The organism is Aeromonas tecta, from assembly GCF_000820185.1.
Taxonomy (GTDB): Bacteria; Pseudomonadota; Gammaproteobacteria; order Enterobacterales; family Aeromonadaceae; genus Aeromonas; species Aeromonas tecta.
Window position 1 is genome coordinate 167,456 of sequence record NZ_CDCA01000037.1, and the last position, 24,057, is coordinate 191,512.

23 protein-coding genes are annotated in these 24,057 nt (G+C 61.2%); 15 read left to right on the forward strand and 8 right to left on the reverse strand.

Annotated elements, in window-relative coordinates; translation table 11 throughout:
• Positions 1–16: 16 nt before the first annotated feature.
• From BN1137_RS18015 to ydiJ, 3 genes are all read right to left on the reverse strand, one after another.
• Positions 17–478, reverse strand: coding sequence for a hotdog fold thioesterase (locus BN1137_RS18015; protein ID WP_050719909.1), 462 nt, complete (start codon positions 476–478; stop codon positions 17–19).
• Between the two features lie 116 nt (positions 479–594).
• Positions 595–1,083, reverse strand: coding sequence for a hypothetical protein (locus tag BN1137_RS18020; RefSeq protein WP_050719910.1), 489 nt, complete (start codon positions 1,081–1,083; stop codon positions 595–597).
• The gene (gene ydiJ, locus BN1137_RS18025; RefSeq protein ID WP_050719911.1) at positions 1,083–4,130 is read right to left on the reverse strand and encodes a D-2-hydroxyglutarate dehydrogenase YdiJ; all 3,048 of its coding nucleotides are present in this window, start codon (positions 4,128–4,130) and stop codon (positions 1,083–1,085) included. The genes BN1137_RS18020 and ydiJ overlap by 1 nt, the downstream gene beginning before the upstream one ends.
• Before the next feature lie 169 nt (positions 4,131–4,299).
• Here ydiJ and BN1137_RS18030 point away from each other — a divergent pair, with 169 nt between their 5' ends.
• The 10 genes from BN1137_RS18030 (at position 4,300) to BN1137_RS18075 (ending at position 13,776) form a co-directional block, all read left to right on the forward strand.
• Complete coding sequence (locus BN1137_RS18030) at positions 4,300–5,226, forward strand: cation diffusion facilitator family transporter (protein WP_050719912.1); 927 nt, start codon at positions 4,300–4,302, stop codon at positions 5,224–5,226.
• A gap of 372 nt (positions 5,227–5,598) precedes the next feature.
• Entirely contained in the window at positions 5,599–6,117 is a 519-nt protein-coding gene (locus tag BN1137_RS18035; protein WP_050719913.1) for a hypothetical protein, read from the forward strand.
• A 625-nt stretch (positions 6,118–6,742) separates the two neighbouring features.
• Positions 6,743–8,284: a TerC family protein gene (locus BN1137_RS18040; RefSeq protein WP_050719914.1), complete on the forward strand. Its 1,542-nt coding sequence runs from the start codon at positions 6,743–6,745 to the stop codon at positions 8,282–8,284.
• 249 nt (positions 8,285–8,533) lie between these two features.
• A complete protein-coding gene (locus BN1137_RS18045; RefSeq protein ID WP_050719915.1) occupies positions 8,534–9,655 on the forward strand; it encodes an alkene reductase in 1,122 nt (373 codons plus the stop codon).
• 261 nt (positions 9,656–9,916) lie between these two features.
• Positions 9,917–10,426, forward strand: a complete 510-nt coding sequence (locus tag BN1137_RS18050) for a hypothetical protein (protein WP_157433824.1) — start codon at positions 9,917–9,919, stop codon at positions 10,424–10,426.
• A gap of 23 nt (positions 10,427–10,449) precedes the next feature.
• Positions 10,450–10,788: a hypothetical protein gene (locus BN1137_RS18055; RefSeq protein ID WP_198150667.1), complete on the forward strand. Its 339-nt coding sequence runs from the start codon at positions 10,450–10,452 to the stop codon at positions 10,786–10,788.
• Positions 10,789–10,829: 41 nt separating this feature from the next.
• The gene (locus tag BN1137_RS18060) at positions 10,830–11,099 is read left to right on the forward strand and encodes a hypothetical protein (protein ID WP_050719918.1); all 270 of its coding nucleotides are present in this window, start codon (positions 10,830–10,832) and stop codon (positions 11,097–11,099) included.
• Positions 11,096–11,383: a hypothetical protein gene (locus tag BN1137_RS18065; protein WP_050719919.1), complete on the forward strand. Its 288-nt coding sequence runs from the start codon at positions 11,096–11,098 to the stop codon at positions 11,381–11,383. Before BN1137_RS18060 ends, BN1137_RS18065 begins: the two co-directional genes overlap by 4 nt.
• Complete coding sequence (locus BN1137_RS18070; RefSeq protein WP_050719920.1) at positions 11,376–11,696, forward strand: hypothetical protein; 321 nt, start codon at positions 11,376–11,378, stop codon at positions 11,694–11,696. Before BN1137_RS18065 ends, BN1137_RS18070 begins: the two co-directional genes overlap by 8 nt.
• Positions 11,689–13,776 (forward strand): heavy metal translocating P-type ATPase, encoded by a 2,088-nt coding sequence (locus BN1137_RS18075; RefSeq protein ID WP_050719921.1) that lies wholly within the window; start codon positions 11,689–11,691, stop codon positions 13,774–13,776. Before BN1137_RS18070 ends, BN1137_RS18075 begins: the two co-directional genes overlap by 8 nt.
• Before the next feature lie 195 nt (positions 13,777–13,971).
• On the opposite strand, the gene BN1137_RS18080 is transcribed toward BN1137_RS18075, so the two are convergent.
• The gene (locus tag BN1137_RS18080; RefSeq protein ID WP_050719922.1) at positions 13,972–14,991 is read right to left on the reverse strand and encodes an adenosine deaminase; all 1,020 of its coding nucleotides are present in this window, start codon (positions 14,989–14,991) and stop codon (positions 13,972–13,974) included.
• A gap of 206 nt (positions 14,992–15,197) precedes the next feature.
• Here BN1137_RS18080 and BN1137_RS18085 point away from each other — a divergent pair, with 206 nt between their 5' ends.
• The 5 genes from BN1137_RS18085 to BN1137_RS18105 all read left to right on the forward strand — a co-directional run bounded on the left by BN1137_RS18085 (position 15,198) and on the right by BN1137_RS18105 (position 19,824).
• Positions 15,198–15,947, forward strand: coding sequence for an HAD-IIA family hydrolase (locus BN1137_RS18085; protein ID WP_033130858.1), 750 nt, complete (start codon positions 15,198–15,200; stop codon positions 15,945–15,947).
• Between the two features lie 138 nt (positions 15,948–16,085).
• On the forward strand, positions 16,086–16,454 hold the full coding sequence (locus tag BN1137_RS18090; RefSeq protein WP_050719923.1) for a cupin domain-containing protein: 369 nt from the start codon (positions 16,086–16,088) through the stop codon (positions 16,452–16,454).
• Between the two features lie 193 nt (positions 16,455–16,647).
• Complete coding sequence (gene asnB, locus BN1137_RS18095) at positions 16,648–18,312, forward strand: asparagine synthase B (protein WP_050719924.1); 1,665 nt, start codon at positions 16,648–16,650, stop codon at positions 18,310–18,312.
• Between the two features lie 199 nt (positions 18,313–18,511).
• A complete protein-coding gene (locus tag BN1137_RS18100) occupies positions 18,512–19,012 on the forward strand; it encodes a thioredoxin family protein (protein WP_050719925.1) in 501 nt (166 codons plus the stop codon).
• 188 nt (positions 19,013–19,200) lie between these two features.
• Positions 19,201–19,824: a glutathione S-transferase family protein gene (locus BN1137_RS18105; protein ID WP_050719926.1), complete on the forward strand. Its 624-nt coding sequence runs from the start codon at positions 19,201–19,203 to the stop codon at positions 19,822–19,824.
• 81 nt (positions 19,825–19,905) lie between these two features.
• On the opposite strand, the gene maiA is transcribed toward BN1137_RS18105, so the two are convergent.
• The 4 genes from maiA to hppD all read right to left on the reverse strand — a co-directional run bounded on the left by maiA (position 19,906) and on the right by hppD (position 23,931).
• Positions 19,906–20,544: a maleylacetoacetate isomerase gene (gene maiA / locus BN1137_RS18110; RefSeq protein ID WP_050719927.1), complete on the reverse strand. Its 639-nt coding sequence runs from the start codon at positions 20,542–20,544 to the stop codon at positions 19,906–19,908.
• Positions 20,545–20,617: 73 nt separating this feature from the next.
• Positions 20,618–21,616, reverse strand: coding sequence for a fumarylacetoacetate hydrolase family protein (locus BN1137_RS18115; RefSeq protein ID WP_050719928.1), 999 nt, complete (start codon positions 21,614–21,616; stop codon positions 20,618–20,620).
• 9 nt (positions 21,617–21,625) lie between these two features.
• Positions 21,626–22,780, reverse strand: a complete 1,155-nt coding sequence (locus BN1137_RS18120; protein ID WP_050719929.1) for a homogentisate 1,2-dioxygenase — start codon at positions 22,778–22,780, stop codon at positions 21,626–21,628.
• A 53-nt stretch (positions 22,781–22,833) separates the two neighbouring features.
• Positions 22,834–23,931, reverse strand: coding sequence for a 4-hydroxyphenylpyruvate dioxygenase (gene hppD / locus BN1137_RS18125; protein ID WP_050719930.1), 1,098 nt, complete (start codon positions 23,929–23,931; stop codon positions 22,834–22,836).
• Between the last annotated feature and the right edge of the window lie 126 nt (positions 23,932–24,057).

Here is a 24,057-nt window from a genome sequence, read left to right on the forward strand (position 1 = left end):
AGTGCGTTATTGCAGATCACTTCTCGCGAAAGTCCTTGTCCAGCTTGTGTTTTAACACCGCCATGGTGAGCCGGCTGGTACAGAGCAAACGCCCCCTTTCATCCCGGATTTCAATCTGCCACACCTGGGTCGTTGCCCCCAGATGCAAGGGTGAACAACGCCCTGTCACCACCCCTTCCCGCTTGGCCCGCAGATGGTTGGCATTGACCTCCAGTCCCACACAATAACTGTCTGCACCGACCGCCATATTGGCCGCCAACGATCCCAGCGTCTCCGCCAGCACTACTGAGGCGCCGCCGTGCAACATGCCGAGCGGTTGATGGGTACGGTGATCCACCGGCATGCTGGCTTCCAGCCAATCCGGGCCAAAGGCCGTGTAGAGGATGCCAAGGTGGGCCATCAGGGTGTTGCGGGAGCTGGCATTGAGCCCCTCCAGACTGATGGGTTTGCGCCAGATGGGCGCGCTATCTTGGTTCATGACGAGATGACTCCTTGTATGATCAATGAGTTGAAACATGCAGTGTCAGAGAAAGCGGCACGAAAAAATGCCTGCGCCGGGGCTGTGCGGGACATTCGCGCAAAATGATAACCGAGTCACCAGGGGTAGGTCACCCCTGGCCACTCGTTCCAGGGGATTTCCCGCCCCGGCAAGCACGGCTGGGACCAATGCCACGTCTTGCCAAGCCAGGCACGCAACTCGGCCTCCAGCTCGGCATCCGACAGGGGCGCCTCGGCCACCTTCCAGAAGAACAGCTCCACCTCCACCTCGGGCAAGACCGAGGGATAGAGATAGACGCCCCCCCAAAACACGGGCTCCCGCTCCGGGCTCCAGAGGCCATAGGCAAAGGAGCGCTTGGCCAGAAACTCGGAGCGCTGCCACTCCAGATCGGCCTCATGCTGGCTCAGGCTGAACTGGGCGGAAGGCCAGATGTCGTTGGCACGAAACAGCTGATGCAGCTGCTCGCGCGAACGCAATATGGCCACAAACTCCACCACCGCCTGAGCCTGGCTGGTCGGCAACAGCAGAAAACTCGGGTGCCGAAAGGCTTGCGGCACCCGAAACCGTTTGGGCAGGCTGAGCATCAGAGCAGTTCCAGCAACGCCTGCAGCGGATGCTTGAGTTTTTCGCCCTCCATCCGTTTCACCTGACTGCGACAGGAGTAACCCGTGGCCAGACAGCGTTCTTTGGGCAGACGAGCAAGCGGCTCGGCCCAACTCAAGCCATAGATGCCCTTGGAGTTGTCCACCTGCTTGGCGTCGTGACCGTAGGTACCTGCCATGCCGCAGCAGCCGACCGGGACTGGCTGCAACTTGGCGCCGAAGCGGCTAAACAGGGTGCTCCAGTCGCCGTGGGTCGACGGCTTGTTGGTCTTCTCGGTGCAGTGGGCAAACAGATACCAGGGCTCCGCTGCGACGGCTTTCGGCTCTGGCGCAGGTAGCGTCAGCAGCCACTCCTGGGGCAGCAACACCTGGAAGTCGCCACGGGCGGCGCCCAGCGCCTTGGCGTATTCATCGCGATAGCAAAGCACTAGCGAGGGATCCACCCCCACCATGGGGATGCCCAGCGCCGCTATCTTGTTGAGGAACTGGGCACTGCTCGCCGCGGTGCGGGCAAAGGCGCGCAGGAAACCTTTTACATGCTGGGGTTTGCCATTGGGCTTGAACGGCAGCAAATAGGGCTGAAGCCCGAGTTTACTGGCGAGTTTCACCAGATCGCGCACCACGGGCGCGTCGTAATAACTAGTGAAGGGGTCTTGTACGATAAGAACCACTTTTTGACGCTGCTCAAGGCTCATGGCCTCAAGCCCCGGCAGGTCGAAGTAACGGGCACGATGGTCGCGCAGGGAGTCCGCCAGGGTCGGCACCGAGAGCAGGGGCACATCCACCATGCCGATGCTCTTCTCGGTCGCCTTCTGGGCCCACTCTTTTTCCAGGAAGAAGTTGACCAGCTTGGGGGCCTTGGCGAGCAGTGGTGCATAGCTTTCGACGGTGCCGACGAAGTAATCCTTGGGGCCGCGCAGGTAGCGGCTGTGATAGAGCTGCATGAAGCGGGCGCGGAAGTTGGGCACATCCACCTTGATGGGGCACTGGCTGGTGCACGCCTTGCAGGCCAGGCACCCTTCCATCGCCTCCATCACCTCGTGGGAGAAGTCATACTGGCCGCGGGCGCGAGCCACTGTGTTACGCACCTTGTCGACAATGCTCTTTATCGCTAAGCCACCGCTTTGCAGCGCCACCTCCTCTGCCAGAGGATCGAAACCCTGCTCAGCCAGCTGGCGCAGCCATTCACGCATCAAGCCCGCCCGTCCCTTGGGAGAGTGACGCCTGTCTTTGCTTACCTTGACCGAGGGGCACATGGGGGAGTCGGTCTCGAAGGTGAAGCACAGACCGTTGCCGTTGCAGTCCATGGCGCGGGTGTAACTCGCGCGCACGGCGATGGGGATCTGGCGATCAAACTTGCCGCGCTTGGGCCCATCCACTGATACAAGCTCGGCGCCGCTGCCATAGGGCACGCAGATCTTGCCGGGGTTGAGGCGATTTTGGGGATCGAAGGCCCCCTTCACCCGCTGCAACTCCTCCCACAGCTCGCCGAAGAAGGCGGGGCTGTACTCGGAGCGAAAGCCCTTGCCGTGCTCGCCCCACATCAGGCCGCCGTATTTGGCGGTGAGCGCCACCACCTGATCCGAGATGCGGCGCAGCAGCACCTCCTGCTCGGGATCGCACAGATCCAGTGCCGGGCGCACGTGCAGCACCCCCGCATCGACGTGGCCGAACATGCCGTAATCGAGGCCGTGACCGTCGAGCAGGGCACGAAACTCCATGATGAAATCGGCGAGGGATTCTGGCGGTACCGCGGTATCTTCGGTAAAAGCCACCGGCTTCTTGCGGCCCTCGGCGTTGCCGAGCAGCCCCACCGACTTCTTGCGCATGCCGTAGATGGTCTCGATGCTTGGCAAATGACTGCACACCTGATAGCCGATGACGCCCGCCTCGCCGTGCTCCAGTAACCCATCGATACGGCGGCACAGCTCGGCCACCTTGATCTCGTGCGCTGCTTCATCGGTATCCGCAAACTCGACGATGTTGAGCCCCTGCAGATCCTTGCCCGGCACGTCCTGAATGAACTCTTTCACCGAATGCCAGATGATATCGGCGCGAGCCAGCCCCAAGACGCGAGAATCCACCGTCTCCACCGACAGGGCGTGGGCTTGCACCATAAAGGGGGCGTTGCGCAGGGCGGAGGGAAAGCTGTCGTACTTGACGTTGACCAGGGTCCGGTAGCGCGGGATGGGGGTGATGTTGAGCCTGGCCTCGGTGATAAAGCCCAAGGAGCCTTCCGAGCCGCACAGCACCCGACTTATATCCAGAGTGTCGGTCTCGGGGCTATAGAGGTGTTTGAGATCGTAACCGGTGAGGAAACGGTTCAGCTTGGGGAAGGTCGCCTCTATGTCGGCGCGCCTCTCCTTGCCGATGCGATAGAGGGTGCGATAAATATCCCCCTCCCGACTCTCGAGGGCCAGCTTGTCTTCGAGCCGCGCGCCATTGACCGGCTCGGTCGCCAGGATGTCACCGTTTTCCAGCACGGCTTTGAGGCCCAGCACGTGATCCGAGGTCTTGCCGTAGACCAGCGACCCTTGCCCCGAGGCATCGGTGTTGACCATGCCGCCCAGGGTGGCGCGGTTGGAAGTGGAGAGATCCGGCGAGAAGAAGAAGCCGTGGGGTTTGAGATAGGCGTTGAGCTGATCCTTTACCACCCCGGCCTGGGCCCGCACCCAGCCCTCTTCCAGATTAATTTCCATGATCTGGTTCATATGGCGGGAGAGATCGACGATAATGCCGCCGCCCAAGGACTGGCCATTGGTGCCGGTACCGCCGCCGCGAGGGAAAAAGCTCAAGGCTGCGTGGTCTGGCTGCTGAGCCAACTTGAGCATCACCGCAATATCATCCGCGCTGCGCGGATAAAGGACTGCCTGAGGAACGACCTGATAGACGCTGTTATCCGTCGCCATCGCCAACCGGCTTGCATAAGACTTTTCGATATCACCACGAAATGCGCTGCGTCCTAGCAACTCAAGGAACTGCAGGGTTGTGGGTGACAAACTGTCCTGGTAATCGAGTCTCGGGATCATGAATCCTTGTTCCCTTCCTTTGCTTGATGCCGGAACACCGGCGACAACGACCGCCAGACTGGCCTCTACCGGGCTGCCTTGGCCGATCCGCTCACATGTGAGCGGGCAGTATATCAGCTAGAAAACCGCTTGCGCTCTGCAATCTTCACCATTTGAAAGGAGGACTTTTATGGCTCATTACAGCCATGTTATCAGTACGCTTATTCGCACCGAAAAACAGGCCCTGACGCTGTCGCTGTTTGGTTGCATCAGCTTCGCCATCTTCGGCATCGGCTATGGTCTCTTCGTCGGCTCCAACGCCATCATGCTCGATGGCATCTTCACCCTGTTCAGCATGGGCATGACGGGCCTTGGGCTCATCACCGCCTACTTGGTTACCCGCCCCTCAGATGACCGTTTCCAGTACGGCTACGCCCACTTCGAGCCCATCACCAACGTCATCAACGGCGCCATCATTCTGCTGCTCTGTCTCGGCGCCCTCTATAGCGGCATCACCTCCCTGATGGCAGGCGGTCGGGAAATCGATCTCGGTCACGCCCTCATCTATGCCGCCGTCTGCACCTTCTTCTGCGCCATCATCTACCGCATCGAAGCGGCGGTTGCCGAGCGGATCAACTCCGAACTGGTGCGAGTCGACTCCAAGGAGTGGCTGGTCGACACCCTGCTCAGCGCCACCCTGCTCATCGGTTTCGTGGTCGCCATCGGCCTCGAGGCCATCGGCTACGGCCACTACAACCGCTACATAGACCCGGTGCTGGTCACCCTGCTTGCCCTGTGCGCCACCCTGATCCCCATCAAGGTGTTGGGCCGCAACCTGCGCGAAGTGCTCAAAGTAGCCCCCAAGGGCGAGGTCACAGAGCGGGTCGAGCACGAGATAGAGGCCCTGCGCCAACGTCATGGCATCGAGTGTTACAGCCATTTGGCCAAAAGCGGCCGCCGCTTCGACTTGGAGCTCAACATCCTGGTTGCGCCCGATCAGGAGTGGCCCATCGAGCGCCAGGATGCCCTGCGCCAGGAGCTCTGGTCCCGCCTTGGCGATACCCTCGGCGATGCCTGGCTGTCGGTCTGCTTCACCCGCGAGAAGCGCTGGCTCTGACCCTTTGCCATCACGCGGGGTTCGGCCCCGCGTGATGGCGCAGTAGCGAGATAAGGTTCGAGCCCCCGCCCACACTATTCCCCTGCCAAATGACAACATCCATTTGCGCCGCCATCCACCGGCCTCCCGGTGTTGCTATTCCCCTCTCTTTATTCGCATTAATGTGATTATTTAAGTAAACAATATTCGGCTTCCCCTGATGGCGTATCAATAACCATTACCATGTACAAAACAATACAAAAATTTCGTTGCTAAAATTAAGTGCAACCGCTATTTATTCTCACCGCGAACCAATGGATATTCGCCGAGGCACCTTGTCACACCTCAATAAAATAACAAGCGACATATTGTTAAACAGTGAAGGTAATAGTCATGAATAAAATGTTCATTGCAATCATCACCATGGCAATGGCTGGCACGGCGAGTGCCGCCCTGCCCCAGCTGAACTATCAATGTCCGGGTAAGATCCAGATGCACAGCGATGAAGGCGGCGCCGTCTATATCAATGGCAAAGAGGCCAAACTCAAGAAGTACAGCGACGACTTCTATGAGGCCAGAGGCGCCGGTGTCACCCTCTCCATCAGCAAGACCGGGAAGCAGTACGACGTATCCTACACCAGCAAGCAAGGCTCGGGCATTTGCCAACCCAGCGCAGCCGCTGCCAGCAAGAGCGCCCCCGCCAGCAAGGCCAGCCCTGCCGAGACTGCCTGTCTGAAGGCCGTGGCTGGCAAAACCAAGGTTCCCCTGAGCCAACTCAAGGTCACCGAGGTGCTGGATTCGCAAGCTGGGGTGGGCGTCACCATCCAGGTGCCGGGCGCCGAGGCCCCCTGGTCCTGCCTCAGTGACAAAAAAGGACATGTGCAAGGCGCCGCTTACACCGGCAACCAATAGCCCGATCTGCGGACGGTCAACCCCGATCCATCAACCCGGTCCATCAAGGTGTAATCGCAAGGGGGAGGCATCACCTCCCTGCTTTGTGCTTATATTTCCATCCAGACAGATGCATTATCCCGACAAGATCTGGTGTATCTATATCTCACACCCTCAATATATATCGCTCAACCAAAATAGAGTATTTATCCCATATTTAATTCGATTGTGACAAATAAAGAATGCCGAGGTTAATAACATTGGGGTGCATCGGCGTTTATTATCGACAGTCTGCACTGATTAATAATTACCGGCAGCCTCTGCTTGCTCAATGAATCTCTTTATATTGATGTCGTTGTCATCATGTGTTCTGGCGACGAGCGGCTTTGTTTGCGTTCATAAAACCCATTGCTCAGCCCGCCATCACAATCCCTTGCCAAATCAGCGACAACCGTTATCATCGGGGTTCATTTTTAACCGAGGTTTTATTGCCCATCATGGACAACCCCCGAAGTAGCCCTTCGTCTTTCCCCATCAAAGCCTATCTTTACCTGCTCCATCAGCGCCTCTGAACAACAGCCTTGCACTGCCGCGGCCCTTGCCGTGACTGACACCCTTTCTGTTTGTTTTTATTGAGGTTTATGACATGGAATTCTTGCTGGACCCCTCGATCTGGGTCGGTCTTTTTACCCTGATCATCCTGGAGATAGTGCTCGGGATAGACAATCTGGTGTTCATCGCCATCCTGGTGAAAAAATTGCCCCCCGCCCAGCGGGACAAGGCAAGGCTCATCGGGCTGTCGCTGGCCCTGCTGATGCGGCTGGGGTTGCTCAGTATCATGTCCTGGCTGGTGACGCTCACCCAGCCCATCTTGCAACTCGGTGAGTTCGCCTTCTCCGGTCGGGATCTGATCCTGATGGGGGGTGGCCTGTTCCTACTGTTCAAGGCCACCACCGAGCTGCACGAACGGCTCGAAGCCAAGCCCGAGCAACATGGTCAGGTCGGCGTCTACGCCGGCTTCGGGGTGGTGATCGCCCAGATTTTGGTGCTGGATGCGGTCTTCTCCCTGGACTCCATCATCACCGCCGTCGGCATGGTGGATCACCTCGGCGTCATGATGGCCGCCGTGACCATCGCCATGGTGGTGATGGTGCTCGCTTCCAAACCGCTGACCCGCTTCGTCAACGCCCACCCCACAGTAGTGGTGCTCTGTCTGAGCTTCCTGCTGATGATAGGCTTCAGCCTGGTGGCGGAAGGTTTTGGCTTCCACATCCCCAAGGGTTATCTCTACGCCGCCATCGGCTTCTCGGTGCTCATCGAGTTCTTCAACCAGCTGGCCCAGCGCAGTGCCCAGCGTCATGAGTCCAGGCAGCCACTGCGCGAGCGCACCACCGCCGCCATCTTCAGTTTGATGGGCGGTAGCAAGGCCAATCAGCAGCATCTGCAAGATGAGGAAGAGGAGCAAGATACTCCTCGCCCCATCAGCTTTGGTGAGGAGGAGCGTTACATGGTGACCGGGGTGCTCTCCTTGGCCGAGCGATCCATTCGCACCATCATGACCCCCCGCGCCGAGATGGAGTGGATCGACATCAACGACTCCATCGACGAGATCCGTGCCCTGCTACAGCGCGCCCCTCACAGCCTGTTCCCGGTCTGCGACGGTGAGCTGGACGAGATAGTCGGGGTGGTCAAGGCGCGCGATCTGCTGTTTGCCTTGAATGAGGGCCAGTCACTGGCCGAGCTCGCCAAGCAGAACGACCCCATCATAGTGCCGCAGACCATCAACGTGATCCGGCTGCTGGCGGAGCTGCGCCAGGCCAAGGGCAGCCTCATCCTGGTGGCCGACGAGTTCGGCGTCATCCAGGGACTGGTCACCACCCATGATCTGCTGGAGGCCATCGTCGGCGAACTGCCGGACGAGGACGAGACTCCGGACATAGTGCCTGAGGGCGAGGGTTGGCTCATCAATGGCAGCACCAACATCCACCATGTGGAGCAGGTGCTGGAGTGCGACGGTCTGGTGAGCGACAGCGACGAGTACGTGACCCTGGCGGGCATGCTGCTCTCCCACTTCGGCGTGCTGCCAAATGCCGGCCAGCAGCTGCGGCTCGGCCAGCTCTGCTTCGAGGTGCTGGCGGTGAGCGAGCGACGCATCGAGCGGGTGCGCGTCACCCCGCTGGGCCTCTAATGCCCTGATGATCGCCCTAGCGGTAGATAACGAGAGAGGGAGGCCATATGCCTCCCTCTCTTTTTTCACCCCCGTTCTGTATGCATTGCTGCGCCCATCGCCACCACACTGTACTATCCCAGCGATGGCCTTTTCCTGATATTCCCCCTCTATTGCTGCACAACTTGCAATTCTCTTCTGCAATTACCCCTCTTTTTCACAATGACATCCGAACGTAGAGTGACCTCAATCCCAAATGAGGAATTCAAGATGAGCCACGACAACCTGTTCTGCCCCCTGCGCCTCGGCCAATTGCACCTGAATAACCGTATCGTCATGCCCCCCATGACCCGCTCCCGTGCCAGTCAGCCAGGGGACGTAGCCAACGCCATGATGGCGACCTATTACGCCCAGCGCGCCGGGGCCGGCCTCATCATCGGTGAAGGCACCCAGATAGATCCTCTCGGTAAGGGCTATGCCTGGACGCCAGGTATCTATAGTCCTGAGCAGGTCGCCGGCTGGAAGCAGGTGACCGACGCCGTCCACGCCAAGGGGGGCACCATGTTCGCCCAGCTCTGGCACGTGGGTCGGGTCACCCATCCTGACAACATCGGCGGTGCCCAGCCCATCTCGGCCTCTGCCATCAAGGCCGATGGGGTCAGGGTGTTCGTCGATAACGGCGGCGACGCCCCCGGCTTCGTCGAGACCGTCCCCCCCCGCGCCATGAGCCAGGACGACATCGATGCCGTGGTGGATCAGTTCCGCCAGGCCGCCCGCAACGCCATGGACGCAGGCTTTGACGGCATCGAGCTGCACGCCGCCAACGGCTACCTCATCAACCAGTTCCTCGACTCCGAGTCCAATGCCCGCACCGACAGCTACGGTGGCTCCCTCGAGAATCGGCTGCGCTTCTTGAGAGAAGTGACCGAGGCGGTCAGCGCCGAGATCGGCGCAGACAGAGTCGGCGTGCGCCTGGCCCCGCTCACCACCCTCAACGGCACCGTCGATGCGAACCCGGAGCAGACCTATCTGGCCGCCGCCAAGCTGCTGGGGGAGCTCAATGTCACCTATCTGCATATCGCCGAGGCGGATTGGGACGATGCCCCCCTGATGCCGGACAACTTCAAGCAAGGGCTGCGGGACGCCTTCCCCAACACCCTCATCTATGCGGGCAAGTACGATGGTGAGCGGGCGCGCGCCGCCCTCAAGGCGGGCTGGGCCGACATGATTGGCTTCGGTCGCCCCTTCGTGGCGAACCCTGACTTGCCGAACCGGCTGCGTCACGGCTACCCCTGGACGCCCCACGATCCGGCCACCCTGTTTGGTGGGGCCGAGCAGGGCCTTATCGACTACCCCGTCTATCAGGCCAGCACGGAGCCACAACCGGCCTGAGTGATCTGACATGCAACAGCCCCCCATCAGCGGGGGCTGTTCGTTTCTCGCCCCTTTCCTCCTTTATCCGCTATCCGCTTCTTTTCAGCTCAGCAGGAGCTCCACCTTATTTTCATGCTTTGTCACCCCTTCTTCGCAATCGATTGCCCTGGCTGCGTCAAAAGCTGGGAGTCAATCATCACTTGTCTGATGGAGATCAAAAAATCCCCCCCGCGACAGGCAGATAGTGCAGCTATCTCACTCATCCATGGAGTTTCGGTTGTGAGCACACCGCAATCTCGTTTGGTCGCCTCGGTTCCGGGGCGGCTTCGCATCAGGCAGGGCGCCACTGACCCGGCCCAGCTGAGCCATTGGCAAACCGAACTGGCCGCCTGGCCAGAGGTACAGAGCCTTCGCCTCAACCCAGAGGCGCGCAGCCTGATAGTGCAATATCGCATCGCGCACTGTGACAAAGCCGAGATGGAGTCCAGGGTGCTGACCCTGTGCAACGGGCAACCGCAGAGCGAGCCCCAGGACGCGCAAGGGCAGACCAACCACCCGCCCGAGGCAGCCGCCCCGGCGCAGGCAACCAAACCCGCAAAGCGAGCCCATCGCGCCGCCTGGCGCCGCCGTGCCAACCGGGGAGCCAAGATAGCCGCCATAGTGGCGCTGCCGGTCTCCATCGCCCTGGTCTATGCCGGCAACAAGCGCCTGCACGCCGCCACCGGCTGGCTGTTTGTGGCCGCCCTCTCGGTTCACCTCGCCATTCACCGTCGCAATGTCTTTCACTGATGCAGCGCAAACAAGGGCCATGCATGACTCGCCTTGAACAACTGCGGGCCCTGACCCGCCACCTGACCATCGCCCACCACATTCCCGGCCGGGTTCGCTTCAAACTCAAGCTGGGGGCGCTCGCCAGCCCGGAACTCGGTCAGCTGAGCCAGGTCGGCCAACTCAAGCAGATGATCGAAACCATGCCCGGCATCCGCGATTTGAGAGTCAATCCCGCCGCCCTGTCGTGCGTGGTGGAGTATGACACGGCCGAGATCCCCCCTCCCCTGTGGGAGTCCCTGCTCGGCGGGGAAGAGTGCCCGCAGGTGACCCAGGCACTCGATCGCATCGAACACCATTACCAGACCTTCGCCCGCGGCTGAGCAGGCTGCGGCACCTCTGAATCAACCACAGGAGTATCAACATGATCCCATTGATTGTCGGCGCCATCGCCGGCGCCCTGGCGATGCGCACCCTTCCCCGCAATCTGCCCCGCACCGTGTCCACCGCCTCGGTCGGCACGGTGAAGGCCAAACTGCGCGAGGCGTCCATCTGTGGCCTCGCCAACCTGGAGCACTCCTCCGCCAAACTGCGTCAGCATCTGGCCGAGACACAGGAGCAGGTTGCGCCCGTCGCAGCTGTGGCCGATCCCGCCAGCGATCCGCAGCCCGCCCAGCGGGAGTCAGAGGCATGAAGCCCCAGAGCCGCGAACTCGCCAATCACTTCGTGCGCGGCGCCGTGGCGGGTGGCTTGCTCAGCGCACTGCAAAGCGGCGCCAAGCCGGGCAAGGCGCCTTGTCGCAAGATCCTGCGCCATTCATTGCAAGGCGGCCTGGCCGTGGCCACCGGCCTTGGGGTCGCCAACGCCCTCGAGCAGGGCAATGTGCAGCGGGCCGGCCTGCTGTTGCTGGGGGGTGTCATCGGCATCGCCAGCACCGAACAACTACTGAATCACTCAAAGGAATCGTCACATGGGTAAGAAGAGCAAGAAGGCCTACAAGAAGCTGTTGAAGGCACAAATGGCGCAAGGCAATGGCGCTCAGGCCGGCCTGAGTCAGGCTCAGGGCTGGCTTGGCAAGTTGCAGGGCAATAACACCCAGCAACTGCTGCTCGGGGCGGCCATCGGTGCGGCGGCCGTCTATGTGCTCAGCAACGATGAGCTGCGCGAGAAGATAGTGCGCTCGGCGGTGCGTCTCTACAGCGACATCAACGGTGGCGTGGCGGAGCTCAAGGAGCAGATGGCCGACATGCAGGCCGAGCTGCAGGCCCAGGGCGGCGAGCAGGATGAGTAGCGAGCTCGCCGGTGTCGCCTCCCTGCGCCAGGTACATTTGTGCCGGGGACGGGTACGCTGGCACTATCGCCGCTCATCGGGGCAACCGCTGGACTGCCAGGGGCTCAGCTACGCCATCGCCGATCTGGCCGGGGTGCAGCAGGTCAGGTTCAACCCCAAGGCCAGCTCCCTCGTCATCTCCTTTGACTGGCGCGTGACAGCGGCATCCACCCTGGCCGAGCAGATCCTGGCGCTCACCCCGCCCCCTGGCCGGATCGGATTTGCAGCCCCTGCACCTGCCGCCGTCAGTCGCACCCGGCTCGCCACCAATCTGGCGGCGCTGCTCGGGGTCAACCTGCTGCCGGTGCCACAGCGTCTGCCCCTCTCTTTGCTGATGGCGCTGCCGGTGCTGCGCCACGGCGCCGGTGAGCTGGTCTCCCGCGGCCTCACCTCCCATGTACTGGAAGGGATGGCGGTTTCCATCTCCCTTGGCAGCGGCGATTATCTCGCGGCCAACACCACCTCCTTCATGCTGGAGCTGGGGGAATATCTGGAGGAGTCCATCTCCAGGCGATCCGATGACATGCTGCGGGAATTGCTCAAACCCGCCAGCGACGAGATCTGGGTCGAGCGGGATGGGGTGGAAATTCTGGTGCCCGCGAGCGAGGTCGAGGTCGGCGAGACGGTGATCGTCGCCACCGGCATGGTCATCCAGATAGATGGCACAGTGCTCGGCGGCGAGGCCTATGTCAACGAGGCCTCCATGACCGGCGAGAGCCGATCCGTTGCCAAATCGCGCGGCGACGCCGTGATGTCCGGTACCGTGCTGGAGGATGGGCGGCTGCGCATCTACGCCGAGCACGTGGGCCAGCGCACCGCCGCCGCCCGCATCGCCGACTATGTGCAGCAATCCCTCACCGCCAAGAGCGAGGTGCAGCTGCAGGCCTCCCAGCTCGCCGACAAGCTGGTGCCGAGGGTACTCGGGCTCGCGGGCTCGGCCTTCCTGCTCAGCGGTGACTGGCGCCGGGCCGCCGCCGTGCTGCAGGCGGACTACTCCTGCGCCCTCAAGCTCGCCACCCCGGTGGCATTCAAATCCGCCATGTACGCAGCCGGCAAGGGGGGCATTCTCATCAAGGGGGCCACGGCCCTCGAGCGCCTGGCCGAGGCCGATACCTTCATCTTCGACAAGACCGGCACCCTGACCAACGGGGATCTGGTGGTGACTGATTCTGTGACCTTCGATTCCGCCTACACCGCGGACGATCTCATCTGGCTCGCCGCCTCGGTGGAGGAGCACTACTTCCACCCGCTGGCCATCGCCGTGGTGGAGGCGTCCCGCAACATTCAGGGCCGCCACTTCGATCACACCGAGGTGGAGTTCATCGTCGCCCACGGGGTCGCGAGCGAGATCGATGGCAAGCGCATCGTGGTGGGCTCGCGCCACTTCGTGGAGGAAGACGAGGGGATCGATGTCACCCCCTGGGCCGAAACCCTGCACAACCTCTATCTGGAGGGCAAGACCCTGCTCTACATCGGCTACGGCGGCAGCCTCATCGGCGTGCTGGCCCTGCGCGATACGGTGCGCGAGCAGAGCGCCGCCACACTGGCGCGGCTGCGCCAATCCGGGGTGAAACGCATCCTGATGCTGACCGGGGATCACCACGACAGGGCCAGCGAGCTAGCAGCCCAGCTCGGCATCGACGAGGTGTTTGCCCAGCTGCTGCCGGAGGAGAAGGCCAGCATCATAAAACAGCTGACCGCGGATGGGTCGCGCATCGCCTTCGTCGGGGATGGCATCAACGATGCGCCAGCGCTGGCGGGGGCTCATGTGGGGATCGCCATGCAAAAAGGGGCCGACATCGCCCGCATCTCGGCCGATATCGCCCTGCTGCAGGACGACATCAGCCGAGTGGCCGATGCCCGCGAGCTGGCGTGCGCCGCCATGGGGCTTATCCACGACAACTACCGCATCACCATAGGCGCCAACACCGCCATTTTGGGAGCGGCGGCGGTCGGCCTGTTGAGCCCCATCGCCGCGTCCGTGCTGCACAACGGCACCACCATCGGCATCCTGCTCAATGCCCTGCGTGGCCGGCACTGACCCGGCTCAGGATTACCAAGGCTCGTATCACACAGGGCTCGCCACGGCGGGCCCTGTGTTTTTCCGACATTGCTTCAGCGCCTCTCTGTGCCGATGCCTTTCACCCAGCGCGCCAACCACTCACTCTCAGCAACCAACGCTCTTAACCCGCAATCTTAACCGGCACGCTCAGCCAGGCACCTCGGTCAGACACGCTCAACCAGGCAAGGCATCGTGGCAGGCCCCGTGGGCACGAATGTCGCGGGTGAGCCGCGCCTTGTCCGCCAGGCTCAGCCAGCTCGCCTCCACGGCGTTGAGGGAGAGGCGGCACAGTTGCTCCCGGCTGGCGCCGAGACTCTGGGCGAGGGCCTCGAAATTGGCCCCGAGATAACCGCCGAAGTAAGCAGGATCATCTGAATTAATAGTGATACATAGACCTTTTTCTAACAGGGTTAGCACGTTGTGCTGCCTCATATCCTCAAACACCTTGAGTCGCACGTTGGACAGGGGGCAGACGGTGAGCGGCAGCCGGGTGTCGGCGAGGTAGCGCAGCAACTCGGGGTCATCGACGCAGCGCACCCCGTGATCGATGCGCCGCACCTGCAACTCGTTGATGGCCTGCCAGATATAGGCCGCCGGCCCCTCCTCCCCCGCGTGGCACACCACCGGCAAGCCGAGCGACCTCGCCCTGGCAAAGACCCCGGCAAACTTGGTTGGTGGGTTGCCAAGTTCTCCCGAATCGAGCCCCACCCCGTGAAGGCGGGCAAGATAGGGCTCGGCCTCGGCCAGGGTGGCGAAGGCTTCCTCTTCGCTTAAGTGGCGCAAGAAGCTCATGATAAGTCGCCAACTAATCCCGAAGCTCTCCTCACCGGCCTGCAAGGCCCGCTCTATGCCGCCGAGCACGGTGGCGAAGGGGACGCCGCGGGCGGTGTGGGTCTGGGGATCGAAGAAGACTTCCACATGCACCACCTTGTCCGCGGCGCAGCGCTTCAGATAAGCGAAGGTGAGATCGAAGAAATCCTGCTCGCGGATGAGCACGCTGGCGCCGAGGTAGTAGAGATCGAGGAAGGATTGCAGATTGTCGAACTCGTAGGCGGCGCGCACCGCCGCCACATCGGGCCAGGGCAGCGCCACGCCGTTGCGGGCGGCCAGTGTGAACATCAGCTCGGGCTCGAGGGTGCCCTCGATATGCAGGTGCAACTCCAGCTTGGGCAAGCCGGCAATAAAGCGTTCCATGATGACGGCTCCATCGTCAGACCCATGAGGGTCATGCAGGCGCGACCGAGGTGGCGCCCTCCTTCTGCCATCATTGTGCACCCATCTGGCACGCCGGGGGAGACTTGTCATCAAAGCGCCTTATAATGGCGGCACAAAAATCATAACTGATTGAAGACATTAACAGTTGGCGTCCCTAGCGCCCTGCCGCCCTACAAGGAGTCCCTATGAAGAAAAACGTCATCTGTGATATCGACGGCGTCATCCTGCACAACAACGATCTCATCCCCGGGGCCGATCGCTTCGTGCATCGCCTGCTTGAGCAGGGCAGCAAGCTGTTGTTTCTCACCAACTATCCGGCCCAGACCCAGAAAGATCTGCAGAACCGCTTTCGCTCTGCCGGCATCGAAGTGCCCGAGGAGTGCTTCTACACCTCCGCCATGGGCACCGCCGATTTTCTCAAGCGCCAGGATGGCAAGAAGGCCTATGTGATCGGCGAAGGGGCCCTGACCCACGAGCTCTACAAGGCCGGCTTCACCATCACCGACATCGATCCCGACTTCGTGGTGGTAGGGGAGACCCGCAACTACAACTGGACCATGATGCAGCTGGGCGCCAAGTTCGTGGATCAGGGAGCGCGCTTCATCGCCACCAACCCCGACACCCACGGCCCCATGATGTACCCGGCCTGCGGCGCGCTGTGCGCCCCCATCGAGCGGATGACCGGCAAGAAGCCGTTCTACGTCGGCAAGCCGAGCGCCTGGATCATCCGCGCGGCGCTCAACCGGATGGAAGCCCACTCCGACGACACCATCATCATCGGCGACAACTTGCGCACCGACATACTGGCGGGCTTCCAGGCGGGTCTGGAGACCGTGCTGGTGCTGTCCGGGGTGAGCAAGGTGGCGGACATCGACCGCATGCCGTTCAGACCGAATCACATCTTCGACTCCGTCGTCGACATCGATATCGTCTGATCATGCCTGTGGGCCGCCGCGCGGCCCCTTGGCAAGGCCGGGCAGATCGTTTAACTTAAACGCAACATTGTTAAGAAAAGTAAACGAACACGGGATCAGGACGATCCCGTTGCCCCTCTCCCCTTGCAAGGAAGCCCCATGAAAAACTTGAATGACTGGATCCTGCTGAGCGATCACTTCGTCACCCCCACCCCGCACACTCCACCAGCGGATCGCATCAAGGCAGGCAATCCAAACCAGACCCTGTGGAATCACTATTCCGATCCGAGCCAGCAGTTTCACGTGGGCTTCTGGGCCTGCGAGCCCGGCCGCTGGGCCGTGCACTACACCGAGCACGAGTATTGCCAACTGCTGGAAGGCGAGGCGCTGATCCACGACAGCCAGGGGGGCAAATTGCACCTCACCCCGGGCAGCCAGTTCGTCATCCCGGCAGGCTTCGTCGGCGAGTGGGAGACCCTCATTGCCTGCCGCAAACTCTATGTGATCTTCGAACCCGCAACGACTTGACGTTCCCGTCAATTCATCCCCTTTTCCCAACCCGCTTCCGATGCCGCCAGCTTGACGCTCGCGGCATGATTTTGTGCGGTTTTCCCGCTTGCAAAAGGGTTTTGCGCTAGGCATTGTGATTGACGAGGAATGTAAATGGAATTTCGAGCCCAAACGTGGGGGGCTCATATAAAAATCAAGAGGATTACCGCCAATGTGTTCTATTTTCGGCATTCTGGACATCAAGTCTGACGCAGCAACCCTGCGCAAATCAGCGCTGGAAATGTCCAAGCGACTGCGTCACCGCGGACCCGACTGGTCCGGCGTCTACAGCTCGGACAAGGCCATTCTGGTGCACGAGCGCCTGGCCATCGTCGATCCGGGCAACGGCGCCCAGCCGCTCTACAACCCCGAGCGCACCCATGTGCTGGCCGTCAACGGCGAGATTTACAACCACAAAGAGCTGGAGAAGGGCCTCAAGGTCGACTTCCAGTTCCAGACCCACTCCGACTGCGAGGTGCTGCTGGCACTCTACAAGGAGAAGGGCCCCGCCTTCCTGGACGATCTGAACGGCATCTTCGCCTTTATCCTCTATGACGCCGAGCAGGATGCCTACCTGATTGGTCGCGATCACATGGGGATCATCCCGCTCTACACCGGTCGCGACGAGCACGGCAACTTCTATGTCGCCTCCGAGATGAAGGCGCTGGTACCGGTGTGCAAGAGCGTCGAAACCTTCCCGCCGGGACACTACCTGTGGAGCAAGGATGGCGAACTCAAGCAGTGGTACCAGCGCGACTGGATGGAATATAGCGCGGTCGAGCAGAATGTCAGCGACAAGGCGGAGCTGAAAGCGGCGCTGGAAGCGGCGGTCAAGCGCCAGCTGATGTGCGACGTGCCCTACGGCGTGCTGCTCTCCGGCGGTCTGGATTCCTCCGTCATCTCCGCCATCACCAAGCTCTACGCCGCCCGCCGGGTGGAAGACGATGGCAAGAGCGAGGCCTGGTGGCCACAGCTGCACTCCTTCGCCGTCGGGCTGGATGGTTCGCCAGACTTGGCCGCCGCCCGCAAGGTGGCCGATCACCTCGGCACCATTCACCACCAGATCCACTTCACCGTGCAAGAGGGCCTGGATGCCCTGCGGGACGTCATCTATCACCTCGAGACCTATGACGTCACCACCATCCGCGCCTCCACACCGATGTACCTGATGGCCCGCTATATCAAGGCGATGGGCATCAAGATGGTGCTGTCCGGCGAGGGTTCGGACGAGCTGTTTGGCGGTTATCTTTACTTCCACAAGGCGCCGAACGCCAAAGAGTTCCACGAGGAGAACGTGCGCAAGCTCGCCTCCCTGCATCTGTATGACTGCCTGCGGGCCAACAAGTCCATGGCCGCCTGGGGCGTGGAGGGCCGCGTGCCCTTCCTTGACAAAGAGTTCATGGATGTGGCCATGCGCCTGCAGCCTGCCGACAAGATGTGTGGCAAGGGCAAGATCGAGAAGCATATCCTGCGGGAAGCCTTTGAGGAGCTGCTGCCCCACGAGGTGGCCTGGCGCCAGAAGGAGCAGTTCTCCGATGGCGTGGGCTACTCCTGGATTGACAGCCTCAAAGCCATGGTCGAGGTCGAGGTGACGGATCAGATGTTTGAGGCGGCCGCGTTCCGCTTCCCCATCAACACCCCGCTCACCAAGGAGGCCTACTACTATCGCGCCATCTTCGACGAGCACTTCCCGCTGGAAGCCGCCGCCCGCACCGTGCCTTACGGCAAGTCGGTCGCCTGCTCCACCCCGACCGCGCTCGAATGGGATGCCAAATTCAAAGAGATGGCCGACCCGTCCGGCCGCGCCGTGATGGACGTCCACCAGCAAGGCTACTAAGCCCCTCATCTCCCATCGAGATCACCAAGCCCCTCCCAGCGAGGGGCTTTTTCATGCGCGTCTTCTTCATGTGCGTCTTCGTGGCTTAACAATACCGATCTTTGCATATCCCAGCTCATCCTGACCCTTGGTGACGGGGTTCGTTCGTGTCACATTGTTGCAGCTCGGAAGCAACCCATTACGACACAAGGAAGAGACCATGAAACGACTGTTACTGCCCCTGATGCTGGGCACCGCGCTGTTCAATGGGACGGCTCAGGCGGCCGACCACCTCTGGGCCAAGGGGCTGCCCGACTACAGCCAGGGTTATGACGAGCAGCGGGATCCGGTCAGCGATCTCGCTGCCGCCAGCGTGAGGGCCGAGCAGGAGGGCAAGAAGGTGTTGCTGCTGGTGGGTGGCGAGTGGTGCAGCTGGTGCCAGGAGATGAACCAGTTTCTGGACAGGGAGCCCCAACTTGCCAGCCAGTTCAACCAGACCTTCGTGGTGGTCAAGGTGAACGTCAGCAAGGAGAACAAGAACGAGCCTTTCTTGAAACGCTATCCCGAGTACCTGGGCGTCCCCCACTTCTATGTGTTGAATGACAAGGGCAAGCTGCTGGAGTCGTTCAATACCGGGCTGCTCGAGAAGGGCAAGAGCTACGACGAGGAGAAGTTCGGCAAGTTTATCGCCTTCTTCCAGCCCAAGACGGCCCGCGGCTAAACAACCATAAATCAGGGCTCCTCGACCGAGGGAGCCCTGATTGTGTATGCCGTCATTGCTCCTGGGGCTGAACACAGGATCCCGGTATCTTGGGGCTGGTAGCCATCATTCGTAGCCATTGATTTATCCCCTTGCGCGATGAGACGCTTCCTCGATGGATCCCCGGTTTTCTACACAAGGACGATGAGATGTTACGGATATTGGGCAAGGCCTCGTCAATCAATGTGCGCAAGGTGCTCTGGACCTGCTCCGAGCTGAACCTGCCTTTCGAGCGAGAGGAGTGGGGCTCTGGTTTCAAACCCACCGATACCCCCGAATTCCTGGCGATGAATCCCAACGCCATGGTGCCAGTCATTCAGGATGGTGACTTCATCCTGTGGGAATCGAATTCCATCATCCGCTACCTGGCCACGCGCTACGGCGACGGAGCCCTCTATCCCACCGAGGCACGTGCGAGGGCCGGGGTCGATCAATGGATAGATTGGCAATCGTCAGACTTGAACCGCTCCTGGAGCTACGCCTTCATGTCGCTGGTGAGGCTCTCCCCCTTGCATCAGGACAGCCGAGCACTCAGCGCAGGTTGCGCGGATTGGTCCAGATACATGCAGATCCTGGACCGGCATCTCCAATCAACCGGCGCTTATGTGGCAGGGAGTCACTTCTCACTCGCCGACATTCCCATCGGTCTTTCCGTCAACCGCTGGCTGGAAACGCCATTTGACCGTCCACCACTGCCGGCGGTGAGCGACTATTACCAGCGATTGAGTGAGCGGCCCGGATTTAGGCTGTATGGGTGCAACGGAACGCCATAGGAGGGTAATACAAGAGAGGTCGGCAGTATGGAATACTGCAGGTTGGGCTGGTGTTACCACGCCCAACCTGCACACACAATCTCAGGCTTGCGCATCCGGCTGGTTGGCGGGGGCCGCCTGAATAAAGGCCTGCAACTGTTCGCAGTTGGCGACGATGCGGGCGATGGTAGGGTAATCGTCCAGGGTCATATTGAAGCGGTGAGCGTTGTAGACCTGGGGCACCAGCATGCAATCCGCCAGAGTCACCTCGTTGCCGACGCAATAGACACCGGCGGTGGTCATCAATAGCTGCTCGAGGGCGGTGAAGGTCTCGTCAATCCAGTGGCGATACCAGGTATCACGGGTCGTCTTGCCCTGCCCCAACGACTGCTCCAGATAGTTGAGCACCCGCAGGTTGTTCAAAGGGTGGATGTCGCAGGCGATCATATTGACTATCTGGCGTACCCTGGCCCGCTCCAGCGCCGCCGACGGCATCAGCGGATAGGCGGGATAGGTCTCGTCGAGGTATTCCATGATGGCGACCGACTGCCCCAGCTGCACCTCCCCATCGATGAGAAAAGGCACCAGCCCCTGGGGATTGAGCCGACGATAGGCTTTCTCTTTCTGCTCGCCCTTGCCCAGATGCACCGGGTGCTGCTCATAACTGAGTCCTTTCAGTTGCAACACCAGTCGCACCCGAAAACTGGCCGATGAACGCCAATATCCAAACAACTGCAGCATATTCTGTCCCTGTGATGGCAGGTGTGTGCCACCTGCCGTGTCGCCTGCCGGCCCTGTCGCCGGCCCAGGCTTCCTAGCTCGTCTGGCTGGCCTCCGTTTGCGCGACGCGCTGCAAAATGGTGCCAAACAGACTCATCCCGTTGCGATCCTGCATCGCGATGGACACTGTATCACCAAAGCGCAGGAAGGGTGTAGTGGCCTGACCCGACTCGATAATTTCCAGCATGCGCAGCTCGGCGAGGCAGGAAGAACCGGCACTTCTGTCGTAATTGGAGACGGTGCCAGAGCCGATGATGCAACCCGCCCCGAGCGGCCGGGTCTTGGCGGCGTGGGCAATCAGCTCGAAGAAGTTGAAGGTCATGTCCACCCCCGCATTGGGAGCGCCAAACAGGGCGCCGTTGAGGTGCGTCATGAGCGGCAGATGCACCTTGCCATCTTGCCAATCCTGACCGAGCTCGTCCGGGGTGATGGCCACCGGCGAGAAGCTGCTTGAGGGCTTGGACTGGAAGAAGCCAAAGCCCTTGGCAAGCTCCCCCGGGATAAGGTTGCGCAGGCTGACATCGTTGACCAGCATCAACAGCTTGACGTGGCTAGCGGCAGCTTCCGGGCTCACCCCCATGGGCACATCGTCGGTGATGATGGCCACCTCGGATTCAAAGTCGATGCCCCACTCCTCCGTCTCCATCACGATGGGGCCACGCGGTGCCAGGAAGCGGTCAGAGCCCCCCTGATACATCAGGGGATCGTGCCAGAAACTGCCCGGCATCTCGGCGCCGCGCGCCTTGCGCACCAGCTCCACGTGGTTGACGTAGGCGCTGCCATCGGCCCACTGGTAGGCGCGAGGCAAGGGTGAGAGGCAGGCAGCCTCGTCGAACGGGAAGGCATCGGCACAGCCATCCTCGTTGAGGGCCGCGTAGATCGCTGCCAATCGTGGCGCCGTATCGGCCCACTCGTCCAGCGCCCCTTGCAGGGTCGGGGCGATGTCCGCCACCGACACGGCGCGGGCCAGATCCCGGCTGACCACCACCAGGGCGCCATCGCGCTTGCCGTTATTCAATGTTGCGAGTTTCATGACAGATCCTTATTTACCGCTTTGGGCGAGTTCGGGGCGCAGCCAGCTGTTGACGTAACGGGGATTCTCCACCCCCTCGCACAGGCTGCCGACGTTCAGGGCATCGCGGGTATCGAGCATCACCGCCACCTCGTCGGTGAACTGCTTGGCGTGGGCGCGGCCGGCCGCGAATGCCTTGGGATGGGGGCCGTGGGTGAAGCCGGCGGGATGGAAGGTGACCATGCCCCGCTCTATGTTGTCCCGGCTGAAGAAGTCGCCAGCGTGGTAGAACAGCACCTCGTCAAAATCGTCGTTGCTGTGGTAGAAGGGCACCCGCAGCGCACCCGGATCGCTCTCGATGGGGCGCGGTACGAAGGTGCAGACCACGAAACGACTCGCCACGAAAGTAGAGTGAGCCGAGGGCGGCAGGTGGTAGCGGTGGCTCATCAGCGGGCGGATATCGCGCCAGTTGAGGCGCACCACGCACAAGTCCCCGTGCCAACCCTGGGCATCGAGCGGGTTGAACGGCCAGGTGACGACCGAGACCTGGTGGTGGCGCTTGATCTGCAGCGACCAAGGGTTCTCGTCCTGCTGGGCCAGGAAGGTGTCATCGATGGCGGGCACATCCAGCGCCGCGGGATCGAAGATGGCATGATTGCCCACCAGCCCCTTGTCCGGCAGCTGATAACTGTCGTTTGTCGCCTCGATCATCAGGATAAACAGCGGTTCTGTTGGCTCGATGCGCCACATTGTGCCACGGGGGATCACCACATAGTCCCCGTCTCGCACACTCAGATGGCCGTAGTCGCAATAGAACTCGCCGCGCCCCTCGTGGATAAACAGCAGCTCGTCGCCATCGGCGTTGCGCACCAGAAACGGCATGGTTTCCGACAGGCGCCATACCCGATAGCGGCAGTGGGCGTTGTGCAGAATGTCCGGCATCACCCAGGGGGAGAGGGAGCTTATCTCCTCCTTGAGGCCGTTGAGATCAAAGGCCCTGGGTCGCAGCGGCCCTTCCCAACCCACCCAGTCGGTGGGGGCATGTTTGTGGTGCATGTGGGTGGCCGGGCCGAAGAAACCGGAGCGCCCGAGTTCGCGCTCGTAGATGGCCTGTTCGGGCAAGTCGGCGTGGGCCTGGCGGGAATGGGTCCCCTCCCGGTGGGGAAAGCTAATCCAGTTGCGCATGGCAACCTCCTGCAAAATAGCGAATGGCCTGATCCTGACACCTGGTCGAAGACTTATGCATCATGAAGCACACCACGGCGGATCTGGTCGAGCTCGATGGATTCGAACAATGCCTGGAAGTTACCCTCGCCAAAGCCCTCGTTACCCTTGCGCTGGATGATTTCGAAGAACACCGGGCCGATGACGGTGTCGGTGAAGATCTGCAGCAGGATGCCGTCCTTGGTCGGCGAGCCGTCGATCAGGATGCGCAGCGCCTTGAGCGCCTCCAGATCTTCCTGATGGCCCTCGACCCGGTTATTCACCTGCTCATAGTAGGTGTCCGGGGTCGGCATAAAGCCGGTGCCACGGCCGCGCAGGGTGCGGATGGTCTGGTAGATGTCGCTGGATGCGAGGGCGATGTGCTGGATCCCCTCCCCTTTGTACTGGCGCAGGTACTCCTCGATCTGCGACTTGTCGTCGGAGGATTCGTTGATGGGGATGCGGATCTTGCCGCAGGGAGCCGTCATGGCACGGGAATGCAGGCCGGTCAGCTTGCCCTCGATGTCGAAGTAGCGAATTTCGCGAAAATTGCCGATCCGCTCGTAGAAGTTCGACCAGACATCCATGTTGCCGCGCTGCACGTTGTGGGTCAGGTGATCGATCTCGTAGAGCCCGGCATCCACCTCGGCCATGCGCGCTTGCCAATCGGGGTAGAACACGAAGTCCACGTCATAGATGGAGCCCTTGTCACCGTATCTGTCGACAAAGGAGAGCGTGCTCTCACCGATGCCATAGATGGCCGGGATATTGAGCTCCATGGGTCCTATCTTGCCGACAAAGGGCTTGGCCCCCTTGCCGATGGCATATTGCTGGGCAAGGCCCGCATCGCTCACCCGAAACGCCATGCCGCAGACGCTCGGTCCGTGCAGGCTGGCGAACTGCTCCGCCTGGGAGTGGGGCTCGGCGTTGACCACGAAGTTGATGTCACCCTGACGATAGAGCCAGCACTGCTTGTGTTTGTGCTGCGCCACCTCGGCAAAGCCCAGAGAAACGAACAACGCCTTGAGGGCGGCGATGCCTTTGGCGTCCGGCGCCGTGTACTCGACGAATTCGAAACCGTCGGTACCGAGGGGATTGAGGGTGTGAGAACGGGAAGAGGAAGTGGTCGTCATGATGCGCTCCTTGCGGCGCTGCCCTGTTGCAGCGGCCATGGTCAAGCCGATGAGATCCCCCTTGGGGGAATGATTGTTATCAACTTGTTTCATTAGAGGCAGCGCGAGCGCAGAAGAGAAGAGGCG

Excerpts from the sequence above, each read along its gene's own strand:
- BN1137_RS18015 (WP_050719909.1), bottom strand. The coding sequence starts at position 478 with ATGAACCAAGATAGCGCGCCCATCTGGCGCAAACCCATCAGTCTGGAG.
- BN1137_RS18020 (WP_050719910.1), bottom strand. The coding sequence starts at position 1,083 with ATGCTCAGCCTGCCCAAACGGTTTCGGGTGCCGCAAGCCTTTCGGCAC.
- ydiJ (WP_050719911.1), bottom strand. The coding sequence starts at position 4,130 with ATGATCCCGAGACTCGATTACCAGGACAGTTTGTCACCCACAACCCTG.
- BN1137_RS18030 (WP_050719912.1), top strand. The coding sequence starts at position 4,300 with ATGGCTCATTACAGCCATGTTATCAGTACGCTTATTCGCACCGAAAAA.
- BN1137_RS18035 (WP_050719913.1), top strand. The coding sequence starts at position 5,599 with ATGAATAAAATGTTCATTGCAATCATCACCATGGCAATGGCTGGCACG.
- BN1137_RS18040 (WP_050719914.1), top strand. The coding sequence starts at position 6,743 with ATGGAATTCTTGCTGGACCCCTCGATCTGGGTCGGTCTTTTTACCCTG.
- BN1137_RS18045 (WP_050719915.1), top strand. The coding sequence starts at position 8,534 with ATGAGCCACGACAACCTGTTCTGCCCCCTGCGCCTCGGCCAATTGCAC.
- BN1137_RS18055 (WP_198150667.1), top strand. The coding sequence starts at position 10,450 with ATGACTCGCCTTGAACAACTGCGGGCCCTGACCCGCCACCTGACCATC.
- BN1137_RS18060 (WP_050719918.1), top strand. The coding sequence starts at position 10,830 with ATGATCCCATTGATTGTCGGCGCCATCGCCGGCGCCCTGGCGATGCGC.
- BN1137_RS18065 (WP_050719919.1), top strand. The coding sequence starts at position 11,096 with ATGAAGCCCCAGAGCCGCGAACTCGCCAATCACTTCGTGCGCGGCGCC.
- BN1137_RS18070 (WP_050719920.1), top strand. The coding sequence starts at position 11,376 with ATGGGTAAGAAGAGCAAGAAGGCCTACAAGAAGCTGTTGAAGGCACAA.
- BN1137_RS18075 (WP_050719921.1), top strand. The coding sequence starts at position 11,689 with ATGAGTAGCGAGCTCGCCGGTGTCGCCTCCCTGCGCCAGGTACATTTG.
- BN1137_RS18080 (WP_050719922.1), bottom strand. The coding sequence starts at position 14,991 with ATGGAACGCTTTATTGCCGGCTTGCCCAAGCTGGAGTTGCACCTGCAT.
- BN1137_RS18085 (WP_033130858.1), top strand. The coding sequence starts at position 15,198 with ATGAAGAAAAACGTCATCTGTGATATCGACGGCGTCATCCTGCACAAC.
- BN1137_RS18090 (WP_050719923.1), top strand. The coding sequence starts at position 16,086 with ATGAAAAACTTGAATGACTGGATCCTGCTGAGCGATCACTTCGTCACC.
- asnB (WP_050719924.1), top strand. The coding sequence starts at position 16,648 with ATGTGTTCTATTTTCGGCATTCTGGACATCAAGTCTGACGCAGCAACC.
- BN1137_RS18100 (WP_050719925.1), top strand. The coding sequence starts at position 18,512 with ATGAAACGACTGTTACTGCCCCTGATGCTGGGCACCGCGCTGTTCAAT.
- BN1137_RS18105 (WP_050719926.1), top strand. The coding sequence starts at position 19,201 with ATGTTACGGATATTGGGCAAGGCCTCGTCAATCAATGTGCGCAAGGTG.
- maiA (WP_050719927.1), bottom strand. The coding sequence starts at position 20,544 with ATGCTGCAGTTGTTTGGATATTGGCGTTCATCGGCCAGTTTTCGGGTG.
- BN1137_RS18115 (WP_050719928.1), bottom strand. The coding sequence starts at position 21,616 with ATGAAACTCGCAACATTGAATAACGGCAAGCGCGATGGCGCCCTGGTG.
- BN1137_RS18120 (WP_050719929.1), bottom strand. The coding sequence starts at position 22,780 with ATGCGCAACTGGATTAGCTTTCCCCACCGGGAGGGGACCCATTCCCGC.
- hppD (WP_050719930.1), bottom strand. The coding sequence starts at position 23,931 with ATGACGACCACTTCCTCTTCCCGTTCTCACACCCTCAATCCCCTCGGT.